This window comes from Pseudomonas protegens (assembly GCF_013407925.2).
Taxonomy (GTDB): Bacteria; Pseudomonadota; Gammaproteobacteria; order Pseudomonadales; family Pseudomonadaceae; genus Aquipseudomonas; species Aquipseudomonas fluorescens_AP.
The window spans coordinates 2,012,074-2,027,342 of record NZ_CP060201.1 but is presented as its reverse complement, the minus strand read 5'-3'; the positions used below and the strand labels follow the sequence as shown (position 1 = coordinate 2,027,342).

15 protein-coding genes are annotated in these 15,269 nt (G+C 63.4%); 8 read left to right on the top strand and 7 right to left on the bottom strand.

The window, feature by feature from the left end; genetic code table 11:
- The first annotated feature begins 67 nt into the window (after positions 1-67).
- The 5 genes from GGI48_RS09545 (at position 68) to GGI48_RS09525 (ending at position 3,981) form a co-directional block, all read left to right on the top strand.
- Entirely contained in the window at positions 68-727 is a 660-nt protein-coding gene (locus tag GGI48_RS09545) for a FadR/GntR family transcriptional regulator (protein ID WP_179597991.1), read from the top strand.
- Positions 728-740: 13 nt separating this feature from the next.
- Positions 741-2,012, top strand: coding sequence for a CynX/NimT family MFS transporter (locus GGI48_RS09540; RefSeq protein WP_179597989.1), 1,272 nt, complete (start codon positions 741-743; stop codon positions 2,010-2,012).
- 99 nt (positions 2,013-2,111) lie between these two features.
- A complete protein-coding gene (locus GGI48_RS09535) occupies positions 2,112-2,582 on the top strand; it encodes a nuclear transport factor 2 family protein (protein ID WP_179597987.1) in 471 nt (156 codons plus the stop codon).
- A gap of 54 nt (positions 2,583-2,636) precedes the next feature.
- Positions 2,637-2,957 carry a GIY-YIG nuclease family protein gene (locus tag GGI48_RS09530; protein WP_103741072.1) on the top strand — a complete coding sequence of 107 codons (321 nt, stop codon included), beginning with the start codon at positions 2,637-2,639 and terminating at the stop codon, positions 2,955-2,957.
- Between the two features lie 88 nt (positions 2,958-3,045).
- The gene (locus GGI48_RS09525; protein WP_179597985.1) at positions 3,046-3,981 is read left to right on the top strand and encodes a glutathione S-transferase family protein; all 936 of its coding nucleotides are present in this window, start codon (positions 3,046-3,048) and stop codon (positions 3,979-3,981) included.
- Between the two features lie 31 nt (positions 3,982-4,012).
- On the opposite strand, the gene GGI48_RS09520 is transcribed toward GGI48_RS09525, so the two are convergent.
- The gene (locus GGI48_RS09520; RefSeq protein WP_047301914.1) at positions 4,013-4,366 is read right to left on the bottom strand and encodes a glutaredoxin family protein; all 354 of its coding nucleotides are present in this window, start codon (positions 4,364-4,366) and stop codon (positions 4,013-4,015) included.
- Positions 4,366-5,370 (bottom strand): nucleoid-associated protein YejK, encoded by a 1,005-nt coding sequence (yejK, locus tag GGI48_RS09515; RefSeq protein WP_016965188.1) that lies wholly within the window; start codon positions 5,368-5,370, stop codon positions 4,366-4,368. The genes GGI48_RS09520 and yejK overlap by 1 nt, the downstream gene beginning before the upstream one ends.
- 394 nt (positions 5,371-5,764) lie before the next feature.
- On the opposite strand from yejK, the gene GGI48_RS09510 reads away from it, so the two are divergent.
- On the top strand, positions 5,765-6,046 hold the full coding sequence (locus tag GGI48_RS09510) for an HU family DNA-binding protein (protein WP_003440137.1): 282 nt from the start codon (positions 5,765-5,767) through the stop codon (positions 6,044-6,046).
- Positions 6,047-6,140: 94 nt separating this feature from the next.
- On the opposite strand, the gene rlmF is transcribed toward GGI48_RS09510, so the two are convergent.
- From rlmF to GGI48_RS09485, 5 genes are all read right to left on the bottom strand, one after another.
- On the bottom strand, positions 6,141-7,163 hold the full coding sequence (gene rlmF, locus GGI48_RS09505; protein WP_179597983.1) for a 23S rRNA (adenine(1618)-N(6))-methyltransferase RlmF: 1,023 nt from the start codon (positions 7,161-7,163) through the stop codon (positions 6,141-6,143).
- 175 nt (positions 7,164-7,338) lie between these two features.
- Positions 7,339-10,185 (bottom strand): valine--tRNA ligase, encoded by a 2,847-nt coding sequence (locus tag GGI48_RS09500; RefSeq protein WP_179597981.1) that lies wholly within the window; start codon positions 10,183-10,185, stop codon positions 7,339-7,341.
- A gap of 119 nt (positions 10,186-10,304) precedes the next feature.
- The gene (locus tag GGI48_RS09495; RefSeq protein ID WP_047301918.1) at positions 10,305-10,775 is read right to left on the bottom strand and encodes a hypothetical protein; all 471 of its coding nucleotides are present in this window, start codon (positions 10,773-10,775) and stop codon (positions 10,305-10,307) included.
- A 7-nt stretch (positions 10,776-10,782) separates the two neighbouring features.
- A complete protein-coding gene (locus GGI48_RS09490; RefSeq protein WP_047301921.1) occupies positions 10,783-11,211 on the bottom strand; it encodes a DNA polymerase III subunit chi in 429 nt (142 codons plus the stop codon).
- A 61-nt stretch (positions 11,212-11,272) separates the two neighbouring features.
- A complete protein-coding gene (locus tag GGI48_RS09485; protein WP_179597979.1) occupies positions 11,273-12,763 on the bottom strand; it encodes a leucyl aminopeptidase in 1,491 nt (496 codons plus the stop codon).
- A 305-nt stretch (positions 12,764-13,068) separates the two neighbouring features.
- Between GGI48_RS09485 and lptF the strand changes: the two genes are divergently transcribed.
- Together lptF and lptG are read left to right on the top strand one after the other, a co-directional pair.
- The gene (gene lptF / locus GGI48_RS09480) at positions 13,069-14,187 is read left to right on the top strand and encodes an LPS export ABC transporter permease LptF (RefSeq protein ID WP_016967820.1); all 1,119 of its coding nucleotides are present in this window, start codon (positions 13,069-13,071) and stop codon (positions 14,185-14,187) included.
- Entirely contained in the window at positions 14,180-15,241 is a 1,062-nt protein-coding gene (lptG, locus tag GGI48_RS09475) for an LPS export ABC transporter permease LptG (RefSeq protein ID WP_016967821.1), read from the top strand. The genes lptF and lptG overlap by 8 nt, the downstream gene beginning before the upstream one ends.
- Positions 15,242-15,269 lie beyond the last annotated feature (28 nt).

The following is a 15,269-nucleotide window of genomic DNA, read 5'->3' as shown; positions in this document are numbered from 1 at the left end:
ACTCTCGGAAAAGCCTGAATACCATGTCGGACAATTCATCCGATGATTGGATGATTGAGCGAGTCCCATGAGCGAAACATCCCCCCTGATCAAAAAATCCCTGGTCGACCAGGCCCTGGAGCAACTGCGCAAACGCATCAACAGCGGTGTCTGGCGGGTCGGCCAGCGCTTGCCCACCGAGCCGGAACTGGCCCATGAACTGGGCATCAGCCGCAATACCGTGCGCGAAGCCATGCGGGTGCTGGCGTTCTCCGGACTGATCGAGATCCGCCAGGGCGACGGCAGTTATCTGCGAGCGGTGGCCGATCCACTGGACATGCTCCAGGCCCTGTCCCAGTGTTCCCTGGAACAGGCCCGGGAAACCCGGCAGATCCTTGAGGTGGAGGCGGTCGGCCTGGCGGCCCTGCGCCGCACCGACGAGGACCTGCAGGCCCTGAAGCGAGCCTTGCAGGCCAGCAGCGGGCATTTTCATGGCGATCTGGAAAGCTACATCGGCTGCGACCTGGTGTTTCACCAGCGCCTGGTGGATGCCGCCCACAACCCGACCCTCAGCCAGCTGTACCGTTATTTTTCCAGCGTGGTCGGCGCGCAGTTGCGCCAGACCCTGACCCTGACTCCGCGTCGCCAGGACGTCTTCGATCTCCATCAGCACCTGCTGGATGCCATCGAGCAAGGCGACCCCGAGCGGGCCAAGAACCTTTCCCGCCAGTTGATCAACGAATCCTGAATCCGAGACCTTTATGCCTAACCACCAGGCCCCTCCGAACACCCCGTCGCCCCCAGAATTGCTGATCGACGCCGAGGCCGATGACGAACCCGTCCAGCAGGCCCCTGCACCCTTGCGCCGGCCCTGGCTGTTGCTGCTGGGGCTGATTCTGGTGGCGCTGAACCTGCGTCCGGCACTGTCGAGCATGGCGCCGTTGCTCAGTGACGTCTCCCAGAGCCTGGGCCTGTCGGCGGCCAAGGCGGGGTTGCTGACCACCTTGCCGGTGTTGTGCCTGGGGCTGTTCGCGCCTCTGGCGCCGCTGCTGGCCCGGCGCTTCGGTGCCGAGCGGGTGGTGCTGGGGATTCTCCTGACCCTGGCCCTGGGCATTGTCCTGCGCAGCTCGCTCGGTGAGTTCGGCGTCTTTGCCGGGAGCGTCCTGGCCGGGGCCAGCATCGGCGTGATCGGGGTGCTGCTGCCGGGCATCGTCAAGCGCGATTTTGCCCGGCATGCCGGCACCATGACCGGGGTCTACACCATGGCCCTGTGCCTGGGGGCGGCGATGGCGGCCGGCGCGACGGTGCCCCTGAGCCAGCATTTCGGAGACAGCTGGGCCATGGGCCTGGGGTTCTGGGTGGTGCCGGCGCTGGCGGCGGCGCTGTTCTGGTTGCCGCAGGTGGGGCACAAACACGGCGCCCATCATGTGGCCTTCCGTGTGCGCGGGTTGCTGCGTGATCCCCTGGCGTGGCAGGTGACCCTGTACATGGGCCTGCAATCGTCCCTGGCGTACATCGTGTTTGGCTGGTTGCCGTCGATCCTGATCGGCCGCGGGCTGAGTCCGACCCAGGCCGGACTGGTGCTCTCGGGATCGGTGATCGTGCAGCTGGCCAGTTCCCTGGCGGCGCCCTGGCTGGCGACCCGGGGCAAGGACCAGCGCCTGGCCATCGTGTTGGTCATGCTGATGACCCTGGGCGGCCTGTTCGGTTGCCTGTATGCGCCGCTGGACGGCTTGTGGGGCTGGGCGATCCTGCTGGGCCTGGGGCAGGGCGGCACCTTCAGCCTGGCCCTGACCCTGATCGTGCTGCGCTCGCGGGACACCCATGTGGCGGCCAACCTGTCGAGCATGGCCCAGGGCGTCGGCTACACCCTGGCGTCCATGGGGCCGTTTGCGGTGGGGCTGGTGCATGACTGGACCGGTGGCTGGAACGCCGTGGGCTGGATTTTCGCGGTGTTGGGCAGCGGGGCAATCATCGCCGGGTTGGGCGCCGGCCGTTCGCTGTATGTGCAGGTGCAGAGCGAGAGAATCTGACGGGCTTCGCTGTCGGTATTTGCCTGGCAAATGCCGATAGTGTTCGCCGGGGTTGCGGATTATTGTGCTGCATCCCCCTTACCCTTTCGGAGTCCGTTCATGAGTGATGCCCATCGCGCCCTGATTACCGAGTTCTACCAGGCCTTCCAGCGGCTCGATGCCGAGGCCATGAGCGCCTGCTACACCGAGGACATCGTATTCAGTGATCCGGCCTTCGGCGAATTGCGCGGACGTGACGCCGGTGACATGTGGCGCATGCTCACGTCCCGGGCCAAGGACTTTTCCCTGACCTTCGATCAGGTGCGTGTCGACGAGCGCTCGGGTGGTGCGCACTGGGTCGCCACCTACCTGTTCAGCCAGACCGGCAACACCGTGGTCAATGACATTCAGGCGCGCTTCGTGTTTCGCGACGGCAAGATCTGCGAGCACCACGATCATTTCGACCTGTGGCGCTGGGCGCGTCAGGCCCTGGGGGCCAAGGGCCTGTTGCTGGGCTGGACGCCGCTGCTGAGGAATGCCGTTCGCGCCCAGGCCCGCAAAGGCCTCAAGGCCTTCCAGAGCGGTCGCTGAACGCCATCCTCTGCTAAGATCGCGGCTTGTTATCCACAGGCCCCGATGGTTTTTGTGAGCAGCCCCGATCCATCCCCCGTGATTGCCGCCGACCTGGCCGCGCCGGCCAGCAAACCCTGGTTTGTGTACCTGGTGCGTGCGGCCAACGGCGCTCTGTACTGCGGCATCAGCGATGACCCGGTAAAGCGCTTCGCCAAGCACCAGAGCGGCAAGGGCGCGCGTTTCTTTCTCTCCAGCCCGGCGGTGGCCCTGGTCTACACCGAAGCCTGCCGAGACAAGAGCGAGGCCCTGCGCCAGGAGCGGCTGATCAAGAAACTCAGGAAGAGCGCCAAGGAATGCCTGGTGGCTTCGGCCAGCGCCGCGGCATCAATCTGACTGATAGGTTCTCATCAGTTGCATCTGTAGGCCGTCCACGGATTGCGCGCTAAGCTTCAGCGCTCTCCCTCTTGTGGCGGACCCCAGCATGTCAGAGTTGATCCTGCACCATTACCCGACTTCTCCCTTCGCGGAAAAAGCCCGCTTGCTCCTGGGTTTCAAGGGCCTGTCCTGGCGCTCCGTGAAGATCTCCCCGGTCATGCCCAAACCTGATCTCACGGCCCTGACCGGTGGCTATCGCAAGACCCCGGTGTTGCAGGTCGGCGCGGATATCTATTGCGACACGGCCTTGATCGCCCGGCGCCTGGAGCAGGAAAAAACCTCGCCGGCGCTGTTCCCCGAAGGCCAGGAAATGATCAGCGCGACTTTCGCCGCCTGGGTCGACTCGGTGGTGTTCCAGCATGCGGTGACCCTGGTGTTCCAGCCCGAATCGGCGGCCGTGCGCTTTGGCAAGCTGCCGCCGGAAGCGGTCAAGGCCTTCATGGCCGACCGCGCCGGGCTGTTCAGTGGCGGCAGCGCCAGCCGTCTGCCCCTGGACGTGGCCAAGCATCAGTGGCCGACCCTCATGGCGCGTCTGGAGCAGCAGCTGCAGCGCGAGCGGGGGGACTTCCTGTTTGGCGAGCCGTCGATTGCCGATATCGCCCTGGCTCACCCGCTGTGGTTCCTCAAGGGCACGCCGGTGACCGCACCGCTGGTGGACGAGTATCCGGCGGTATCCGCCTGGTTGGCGCGGGTGCTGGGCTTTGGTCACGGCTCCTTCACCGAGATGAGCGCCGAAGAGGCCCTAGAGGTCTCGCGCAGCGCTACCCCGGCGCCACTGCCGGATGAGCGGTTTGTCGATCCCAACGGCTTCAAGGCGGGCCAGCAGGTGGTGATTGCCGCCACTGACTATGGTGTTGATCCGGTGGCGGGCGAGTTGCTGTTTGCCGGCACTGAAGAATTGATCCTGCGTCGCGAAGATTCGCGTGCCGGCGTGGTGCACGTGCACTTCCCGCGGTTGGGTTTCCGTATCCAGGCGCAGTGATCCACACCTGTAGGCGCTGGCTTGCCGGTGCCTACGGTTGCAGCGCCGCCATGATGGCATTGGGATCATAGGTGCGGAGCAGGGTTCCATTCACATCCAGAATCGGAATCCCGGCACCACCCAGAGCGGTGTAGGCCTTGCGCGCCTCGGCATCTTTCTCGATGTCGAACTCGCGGTAGGGAATGCCCTTCTGATCGAGAAAGCGCCGGGTGGCCTTGCAGTAGCCGCACCAGTCGGTGGCGTACAGCACCACCCGGGCCTGGCTGCGGATCTCTTCGCTGACCACCGCCGAAGGGTTGAACAGGCGCTCGATCTTGCCCCAGTGCTGATAGATCACCACCACCAGCAGGATCAGCAAGAACTTCTTCAATACCCCCTGGAGCATCAGTTGCGGCGCTTGAGCTGGTCGGTCAGCTGGGTCGGCAGGCCCTTGATGATCAGGGTCCCGGCTTCTTCGTCGTACTCGATCTTCGAGCCCAGCAGGTGGGCTTCGAAGCTGATGGACAGGCCCTCGGCGCGACCGGTGAAGCGGCGGAACTGGTTGAGGGTGCGTTTATCCGCAGGAATTTCCGGTGACAGGCCGTAATCCTTGTTGCGGATGTGATCGTAGAAGGCCTTGGGACGGTCTTCGTCGATCAGTTCCGAGAGCTCCTCCAGGCCCATGGGCTCGCCGAGCTTGGCCTGGCTGCTGGCGTAGTCCACCAGGGTCTTGGTCTTTTCCCGGGCCGACTCTTCCGGCAGATCCTCGCTTTCGACGAAGTCGCTGAAGGCCTTGAGCAGGGTGCGGGTTTCGCCCGGGCCGTCGACGCCTTCCTGGCAGCCGATGAAGTCGCGGAAATACTCCGAGACCTTCTTGCCGTTCTTGCCCTTGATAAAGGAGATGTACTGCTTGGACTGCTTGTTGTTCTGCCACTCGGAGATGTTGATCCGCGCCGCCAGGTGCAACTGGCCCAGGTCCAGGTGGCGCGACGGCGTCACGTCCAGCTCGTCGGTCACGGCCACGCCTTCGCTGTGGTGCAGCAGGGCGATGGCCAGGTAGTCGGTCATGCCCTGTTGGTAATGAGCAAACAGCACGTGGCCACCCACTGACAGGTTGGATTCCTCCATCAGCTTCTGCAGGTGTTCCACCGCCACCCGGCTGAACGCGGTGAAGTCCTGGCCGCCGTCCAGGTACTCCTTCAGCCAGCCGCTGAAGGGGAAAGCGCCGGACTCGGGATGGAACAGGCCCCAGGCTTTGCCCTGTTTGGCGTTATAGCTTTCATTGAGGTCGGCGAGCATGTTCTCGATGGCCGCGGACTCTGCCAGTTCGGAGTCTCGGGCATGCAGAACTGCGGGGCTGCCGTCGGGTTTTTTGTCGATCAGGTGGACGATGCAATGACGGATCGGCATGGGCTTCTCGGCTGATTGAAGGGGGAGGGCGGGCTCCCCGAAAAAGTGCCCAGTGTACCGCAGCCGAGGGTTCGGGCGCGGTTTGCCGGGCGATGAACGGCTGGTCGGTAACGCTTATGCATTTTTTTACCGATTTAGAGCAATAAAGCTGACCAAATGGCTAGGTAGAGGCGGATATTTCCCCGTCTGTGTGCTAGTTTTGCCCCGTCTTACGCGATGTCTCAGCGTTAAGCGTGCATTCAGCATTTGTCGGGTCGAACCAAACCCTGATTTCGGTATCTATAACCCCGATCTGTCGTGGTTGTAACCGGGGTGCCAGATTCACAAGATCTGGCTCGATGGCTGACACTGCACTCTGCAATCCAAATGAATTTGATAGGGAAGGAACACCACAATGGCTATTACTAAAGACCAACTGATCGCTGATATCGCTGAAGCTATCGACGCGCCGAAAACCACCGCGCGTAACGCTCTGGACCAACTGGCCCAGATCGTTGCTGATCAGTTGGAAAATGGCGGCGAAATCACTCTGCCAGGTATCGGCAAGCTGAAAGTGACCGAGCGTCCTGCCCGTACTGGCCGTAACCCATCGACTGGCGCTGCCATCGAAATCGCTGCCAAGAAAGTTATCAAGCTGGTTGTGGCTAAAGGCCTGACCGACGCTGTTAACAAGTAAGACTTGCAGTGAAACCGTGCTCAGAAGTTCTCCGGGCACGGTTTGTGTGACACCGATTCACGCAAGGTGAATCGTCTTTGAATCCCCCGCCTCTCTAGCTCTTCCTAACCCAACGTTCCTGACTCCAGGCCTGTTGCTGTGCCTTGTCCTTGAAGGTCCAGGCGACGAAGCGGCTCTGTTTCTGTCCCTGGGACATCTCCACCACCTGGCTTTCCAGGGCGCCGGCCTTTTTCAGTGCGCTTTCAATCGCCGGCAGGTTCGAGGCCTTTGACACCAGGGTGCTGAACCACAGCACTTGCTGGCCGACGCCGGCGCTCTCGCTGATCAACTGGCTGACAAAGCGAATTTCCCCACCTTCGCACCACAGTTCCCGGGCCTGGCCGCCAAAGTTCAGCACCGGCAGCTTGCGCTTGGGATCGGCCTTGCCCAGGGCTCGCCATTTGCGCTGGCTGCCGCGGGTGGCCTCATCCAGGGAGGCGTGAAAGGGTGGATTGCACATGGTCAGGTCGAAACGCTCGGTGCTTTCCAGCAGGCCGCTGAGGATCTGCTTGGGGTTGCCCTGCTGGCGCAGGCTGATGGCCTTGTTCAAGCCGTTGGCCTGGACAATGGCCTTGGCCGCGGCCAGGGCGGTGCTGTCGATGTCCGAACCGAGGAACTGCCAGCGGTAGTCGCTGTAGCCGATCAGCGGGTAGATGCAGTTGGCGCCGACCCCGACGTCCAGCACCCGTACCGCCGCGCCCCGAGGGATTTCACCCTGGTTGTGGCTGGCCAGCAGGTCGGCGAGGAAATGCACGTAGTCGGCGCGACCGGGTACCGGCGGGCACAGGAAGTCCGCCGGAATGTCCCAGTGGGCAATGCCATAGAAGGCCTTGAGCAGGGCACGGTTGAACACTCGCACGGCTGCCGGGTCGGCGAAGTCGATGCTTTCCTTGCCGTAGGGATTGAGGATCACGAACTGCCCCAGTTCCGGGGTGCTCTTGATCAGTTGCGGGAAGTCGTAACGCCCCTGGTGACGATTGCGCGGATGCAGGCTGGCCTTTTCCCGGGGCGCGGTGATTTTTGGGGCGGCGGGCTTGGGCTTTTTGCGCGCAGGCTTGGGGGTGTTGGGGGCGGTCATTGGGGATCGATTCGGGGCTGGTTCAAAGTGGCGGGCATTGTCACACAGGAGCAGCGGTAAGTTTCAAGCGGTGAGCGACAAGTGATGGGCGCGTATCTCCTTGGCGCATGAGACAACGCGCATAAAAAAGGGAGGCCGTTGCCGGCCTCCCTCTTTCACATCGCGCGAATCGCCGTTACAGGCTGGAAATCCGTGCGTGCTGTTCCGCCAGCTTGCCCAGGGCCTGTTCGGCCTCGGCCAGTTTGGCGCGTTCCTTCTCGATCACTTCGGCCGGTGCCTTGTCGACGAAGGCGGCGTTGGACAGCTTGCCGCCCACGCGCTGCACTTCGCCTTGCAGGCGCTGGATTTCCTTGTCCAGACGAGCCAGTTCCGCACCCTTGTCGATCAGGCCGGCCATGGGCACCAGCACTTCCATCTCGCCCACCAGGGCGGTGGCGGACAGCGGAGCTTCGTCGCCGGCGCCCAGTACGGTGATGGATTCGAGCTTGGCCAGCTTCTTCAGCAAGGCTTCGTTCTCGGTCAGGCGCCGCAGGTCTTCGGCACCGGCGTTCTTCAGGAACAGGGCCAGGGGCTTGCCCGGGCCGATGTTCATTTCCGCGCGAATGTTGCGGGTGCCGAGCATCAGGCCCTTGAGCCACTCGATGTCGTCTTCGGCGGCCTGGTCGATGCGGGCTTCGTTAGCCACAGGCCAGGGTTGCAGCATGATTGTCTTGCCTTCCGCGCCCGCCAGCGGCGCCAGGCGCTGCCAGATTTCTTCGGTGATGAACGGCATGAACGGATGGGCCAGGCGCAGGGCTACTTCCAGCACGCGCACCAGGGTGCGACGGGTGCCGCGCTGGCGTTCAACCGGCGAGTTCTCGTCCCACAGCACCGGCTTGGACAGCTCCAGGTACCAGTCGCAGTACTGGTTCCAGATGAACTCGTACAGGGCCTGGGCGGCCAGGTCGAAACGGAACTGGTCGAGCTGGCGGGTGACTTCGGCTTCGGTGCGCTGCAGTTGCGAGATGATCCAGCGGTCCGCCAGGGACAGCTCGTAAGCCTCGCCGTTCTGGCCGCAGTCCTCGCCCTTGTCCAGTACGTAGCGCGCGGCGTTCCAGATCTTGTTGCAGAAGTTGCGGTAACCCTCGACGCGGCCCATGTCGAACTTGATGTCGCGACCGGTGGTGGCCAGGGAGCAGAAGGTGAAGCGCAGGGCGTCGGTGCCGTAGCTGGCGATGCCGTCGGCGAATTCGGCGCGGGTCTGCTTCTCGATGGCTTTCTGCAGCTTGGGCTGCATCAGGCCGGTGGTGCGCTTCTGCACCAGGGTTTCCAGGTCGATGCCGTCAATGATGTCCAGCGGGTCGAGGACGTTGCCCTTGGACTTGGACATCTTCTGGCCTTGGCCGTCGCGGACCAGGCCGTGCACGTACACGGTCTTGAACGGAACCTGCGGCGTGCCGTCTTCGTTCTTCACCAGGTGCATGGTGAGCATGATCATCCGGGCGACCCAGAAGAAAATGATGTCGAAGCCGGTGACCAGCACGTCGGTGGGGTGGAAGGTCTTGAGGAACTCGGTCTGCTCCGGCCAGCCCAGGGTGGAGAAGGTCCACAGGCCCGAGCTGAACCAGGTGTCGAGCACGTCGTTGTCCTGCTGCAGGGCAACGTCCGGGCCGAGGTTGTGCTTGGCGCGGACTTCGGCTTCGTCGCGACCGACATAGACCTTGCCCGACTCGTCGTACCAGGCCGGAATGCGGTGGCCCCACCACAGCTGGCGGCTGATGCACCAGTCCTGAATGTCGCGCATCCAGGAGAAGTACATGTTCTCGTACTGCTTGGGCACGAAGGCGATACGGCCGTCTTCCACGGCAGCAATGGCCGGCTCGGCCAGCGGCTTGGTGGAGACGTACCACTGGTCGGTGAGCCACGGCTCGATCACGGTGCCGGAGCGGTCGCCCTTCGGCACTTTCAGGGCGTGGTCGTCGACGCTGACCAGCAGGCCGGCGGCGTCGAAGGCGGCGACGATCTGCTTGCGCGCTTCGAAGCGGTCCAGGCCCACGTATTCGGCCGGGATCTTGCCGTCGATGCTTTCGTTGAGACTGCCGTCCAGGTTGAACACCTGGCAGGCCGGCAACACAGCGGCGTTCTTGTCGAAGATGTTCAGCAGCGGCAGGTTGTGGCGCTTGCCGACTTCATAGTCGTTGAAATCGTGGGCCGGGGTGATTTTCACGCAGCCGGTGCCGAATTCGGGGTCGCAGTAGTCATCGGCGATGATCGGGATGCGCCGGCCGACCAAGGGTAGTTCGACGAACTGGCCGATCAGGGCCTTGTAGCGCTCGTCTTCGGGGTTCACCGCGACGGCGGAGTCGCCGAGCATGGTTTCCGGACGGGTGGTGGCGACGATCAGGTAGTCGTTGCCTTCAGCGGTCTTGGCGCCGTCGGCCAGCGGGTACTTGAGGTTCCACAGGAAGCCTTTCTCGTCGTGGTTTTCCACTTCCAGATCGGAAATCGCCGTGTGCAGCTTGGTGTCCCAGTTGACCAGGCGCTTGCCGCGGTAGATCAGGCCGTCTTCGTGCAGACGGACGAAGGCTTCCTTGACCGCCTCCGAGAGGCCGTCGTCCATGGTGAAGCGCTCGCGGCTCCAGTCCACGGATGAGCCCAGGCGGCGGATCTGGCGGCTGATGTTGCCCCCGGACTGATCCTTCCATTCCCAGACTTTTTCGAGGAATTTTTCCCGGCCCAGGTCGTGACGATTCTGGCCCTGGGCTTCGATCTGGCGCTCCACCAGCATCTGCGTGGCGATACCGGCGTGGTCGGTGCCCGGCTGCCACAGGGTGTTGCGACCCTGCATGCGGCGGAAGCGGATCAGGGCGTCCATGATCGCGTTGTTGAAACCGTGGCCCATGTGCAGGCTGCCGGTGACGTTCGGCGGCGGGATCATGATGGTGTAGGAGTCGCCCGCGCCTTGCGGGGCGAAGTAGTTCTCTGACTCCCAGGTCTGGTACCAGGAAGTTTCAATGGCGTGCGGCTGGTAGGTCTTATCCATGCGCGGCGGGACCCTATTGGCATTTATTCAGGAAAAGCCGGGAAGTATAGCGGAGGGCGGCGGCAGCAAGCCACCAGCGGCAAGCGACAAGATGGCCATGCCCGGCTTTTGCGTGTGGCTTATGGTTTGCCGCTGGTGGCGGCTGCGAGCAGGCGTTCCAGGCGGGCGTCGAGGCGGCGCTTGATCTCGGTTTCGATGTGCGGGGCGAAGTCGTCGATCACGTCTTGCATGATCAATTGCGCGGCGGCGCGCAGCTCGGTGTCCAGGTGCAGCAGGGCGTCGGCACTGTTGCTGGCGACAGGTTTGGCTGCCGGAGCTGGCGCAGGAGCTTTGGCCTGAGCGGGTGCGGGTGCGGTGACTTGAGCCGGGGGCGGCGCAGGTTGCGGTTTGGCCGGTGCGGTGGGGGCGGTGTCGGTTGCGGCTTGTTGCTGGCTGCCCACCATGTCGAACAGCAGGGGGATTTGCACTTCACTGCTCACGGTCTCGGTCAGCAGCGGGGGTTGCAGGTTGTCATCACCGAGCAGTTGCCGGATCGACTCAAGGTCATCCAGCAGGTGCGCGGGTTTTTGCAGCGGGTTGGGAGTGTCCATCGGGTGCTCAGAGTCGCTGTAAACGGTGATCTTGCAGAGGATAGCCCTGTTCGCGATAGAAACGGAAACTCTCGCGGGCCGCCTGACGAATAGTCGGGTCTTCCACCACCACCTCGGCAATTCGGGCAAAACGCGAGGCGAAGGCCGGTACTTTCAGGTCCAGGTTCACCAGCAGGTCGTTGTGTTGACCGGGGTCCTGGCCCAGGCCGAGCACGATCAAGCCTTCGGGTTCGCTTTCCGCCGGGCCGTGGGGGACGAAGGTTTCGCCCTTGAAGCGCCACAGGCGGGCATCGAGCTCATCCCGCTGCGCGGCATCGCTGCAATGCAGGTAGATGCGATGGCCCATGCGCCAGGCCTTGTCGGTGAGCTTGCAGGCAAAATCCAGGCGCGCCGCAGGGTCCGCGCTGGGAAGGATATAGAAGTCGACTTTGGTCATTGGGGTTCCTGAGCCGCAGAGGGCGCCGCCTTCAGGCGGCGACCTCTTTCGGTCATGGTTTTCAGGCTTTGGCGCGGTCCAGCAGGTATTGGGTCAGCAGGGGGACGGGACGGCCGGTGGCGCCCTTGTCCTTGCCGCCGCTGGTCCAGGCGGTGCCGGCGATATCCAGGTGCGCCCAGTTCAGGTTCTTGGTGAAGCGCGAGAGGAAGCAGGCGGCGGTGATGGTGCCGGCCTTTGGTCCGCCGATGTTGGCGATGTCGGCGAACGGGCTGTCCAGTTGCTCCTGGTACTCGTCGAACAGCGGCAGTTGCCAGGCGCGGTCGTCGGCTTGCCGGCCGGCGCTGAGCAGTTGCTCGATCAGTTCGTCGTTGTTGCCCAGCAGGCCCGAAGTATGGGCGCCCAAGGCGACGATGCAGGCACCGGTGAGGGTGGCGATGTCGATCACCGCTTGAGGCTTGAAGCGTTCGGCGTAGGTCAGGGCGTCACACAGCACCAGGCGGCCTTCGGCGTCGGTGTTGAGGATTTCCACGGTCTGGCCGCTCATGGTGGTGACGATGTCGCCAGGACGGGAAGCACCGCCGCTGGGCATGTTCTCGGCGCAGGCGAGGATGCACACCAGGTTGATCGGCAGCTTGAGCTCGAGCACGGCACGCAGGGTGCCGAACACGCTGGCGGCGCCGCCCATGTCGTACTTCATCTCGTCCATGCCGGCGCCCGGCTTGAGGCTGATGCCACCGGTGTCGAAGGTGATGCCCTTGCCCACCAGGGCGAACGGCTTCTCGGACTTCTTGCCGCCGTTGTACTGCATGACGATCAGGCGTGGCGGCTGGTCGCTGCCCTGGCCCACGGCATAGAACGAGCCCATGCCCAGTTCCTTGATCTTCTTTTCGTCGAGGACTTCGACTTTCAGGCCCTTGAATTCCTTGCCCAGGGCCTTGGCCTGCTCGCCGAGGAAGGTCGGGTGGCAGACGTTCGGCGGCAGGTTGCCCAGGTCGCGAGTGAAGGCCATGCCGTTGGCGATGGCCTGGGCGTGGGTCACGCCGCGCTGGACTTCGGCTTCGGCGGCCTTGATGGTCAGCAGGGTGATTCTTTTCAGGGCGCGGGGTTCGGCTTTCTGGCTCTTGTAGCGATCGAAGACATAACCGCCATCCACCAGGGTTTCCGCCAGCAGGCGGGTCTTGCCGTAGCTGTCGCGGCCCTTGACCACGACTTCGTCCAGCGCCAGCACGGCGTCGCTGCCGCCCAGGCCCTTGAGGGTGGTGAGCACGCCACTGATGATCTTGCGGAACGGGCGGTCGCCCAGTTCGCCATCCTTGCCGGTGCCGACCAGCAGCACGCGCTCGGCCTTGAGCTTGGCCACGCCGTGCAGCAGCAGGCTCTGGCCGACCTTGCCGGTCAGGTCGCCGCGCTTGAGCACGGCGCTGATGGCGCCGCCGCTGAGTTCGTCGAGTTGCTTGGCGACGCTGCCGAGCTTGCGGTCTTCGCCGATGGCGACCACCAGGGTGGCGGTCTTCAACGTTTCCGGGCTAACGCTTTTTACAACCAGTTCCATGTCCGGGTCCCTGAATGAATGGTCTGAGAGCGCAGGAAAGACTCCGGCGCGGGGCTTGTCTATATAGAAGAAGGCGTCGCCTGCCGGCGACGACAAAGCCGCCAGTTTGAACCTCGCCGGTCGCGGCTGACAACCCTCGTATCGGCCAAGTTCGCCGCTTTAGAGCGCCGGGAGAGCATCCTCCGTGACAGGCGCGCGCAATCACAGGATAATGCGCCATCTTTTTCGGCTGCCCTGCATTCTGGGGCCGCTCGATACGTTTGCTTGTTCGGCCGCCTTAGCCTGACAACCCTGGAGTGTCTGGTTTGATCGTCTTTCGTTATCTATCCCGCGAAATCCTGCTGACCCTGAGTGCCGTGAGTGCGGTGCTGCTGGTCATCATCATGAGCGGGCGCTTCGTCAAGTTCCTCGCGCAAGCCGCCTCGGGCGCCCTGGATCCGGGCTCGCTGTTCCTGATCATGGGCTTTCGCTTGCCGGGCTTCCTGCAACTGATCCTGCCTCTGGGGCTGTTCCTCGGCATTCTTCTGGCTTATGGCCGGCTTTATCTCGAAAGCGAGATGACCGTGTTGTCCGCGACCGGCATGAGCCAGCAGCGCCTGCTGGGCATGACCATGATTCCGGCCGCCCTGGTGGCGCTGGTGGTGGCGTGGCTGAGCCTGAGCCTGGCGCCGCAGGGGGCCAACCAGTTCCAGTTGCTGCTGAACAAGCAGGATGCCCTGACCGAGTTCGACACCCTGGTGGCCGGTCGCTTTCAGGCGCTCAACGACGGCAGCCGGGTGACTTATACCGAGCAGCTGTCGGAAGACCGGACCAATCTTTCCGGGGTGTTCATCTCCGAAAAACGCCTGAATCAGGAAAAGAAGGACCAGGGCATCTCGGTGCTGGTGGCCGAGAAGGGCCATCAGGACATCCGGCCCGACGGCAATCGTTACCTGATCCTGGAAAACGGCTACCGCTATGACGGCAACCCGGGCGAGGCCAACTACCGGGTGATCAAGTACGACACCTACGGCGTGCTGCTGGAGCGTCCGGATGTCAGCGACGAGGTCACCGATCGCGATGCCATGCCCACTGCCGACCTGATCGGCAAGGATGACCTGCGGGCCCGTGCCGAGCTGCAATGGCGCCTGTCCCTGCCGTTGCTGGTATTCATCGTGACCCTGATGGCGGTGCCGCTGTCCCGGGTCAATCCGCGCCAGGGCCGCTTCCTCAAGCTGATCCCGGCCATTCTGCTGTACATGGCGTACCTGACCATCCTGATCGCGGTGCGCGGTGCCCTGGAGAAAGGCAAGATCTCGCCCGCCCTGGGGTTGTGGTGGGTGCACCTGCTGTTCCTGGCCATTGGCCTGGGCTTGATGTACTGGGAACCGATGCGGTTGAAAATGGCGAGTCGTCGCAGCATGAAGGAGATGGCTCGTGGTTAAGCTCGATCGCTACATCGGTAGCAGTGTGTTCATGGCCATTCTCGCGGTCCTGGGGATCATCCTCGGGCTGGCCTCGCTGTTTGCCTTCATCGATGAGATGGGCAGCGTCAGCGATACCTACACCGTGATGGACGTGATGAGCTACGTCGTCCTTACCGCGCCGCGCCGGGTGTACGAGATGCTGCCGATGGCGGCTCTGATCGGCTGCCTGATCGGCCTGGGCTCCTTGGCCAGCAACAGTGAGCTGACCATCATGCGTGCCGCCGGCGTTTCCGTCGGGCGGATCGTCTGGGCGGTGATGAAACCGATGCTGGTGCTGATGCTGGTGGGTGTACTGGTGGGCGAGTACGTGGCGCCGGCCACCGAGACTCAGGCCCAGGCCAGTCGTGCCCTGGCTCAGGGTTCCGGCGATGCCCAGAGTTCCAAGCACGGCCTGTGGCACCGTCAGGGCGAGGAGTTCATCCACATCAACGCCGTGCAGCCCAATGGCTTGCTGTATGGCGTGACGCGTTACCACTTCGATGACAATCACCACATGCTGTCGTCGAGTTTCGCTCGTCAGGCGCGTTTTCACGAAACCTACTGGCAGTTGACGGATGTCACTACCACCTATTTCCGTGAGGGTCACACCGAAGTCATCAGCGTGCCCGACGAGCGTTGGGACGTGGCCTTGAGCCCGCAACTGCTGAGCACCGTGGTGATGGCGCCGGAGTCCCTGTCGATCAGTGGTCTGTGGGGCTACATCCATTACCTGGCGGATCAGGGGCTGAACAACGGTCGCTACTGGCTGGCGTTCTGGGTCAAGGTCCTGCAGCCCCTGGTGACGGCGGCCCTGGTATTGATGGCGATTTCCTTCATCTTCGGCCCGCTGCGTTCGGTGACCCTGGGGCAGCGCGTGTTCACCGGTGTGCTGGTGGGGTTCACTTTCCGCATCGCCCAGGATCTGCTGGGGCCTTCGAGCCTGGTTTTCGGCTTCTCGCCGCTGTTCGCGGTGCTGGTGCCGGCGGGTATCTGCGCCATTGCGGGCTTCTGGCTGCTGCGCCGGGCCGGTTGATTTCGCGGTTCTGCCAGGTTTCAAGCGC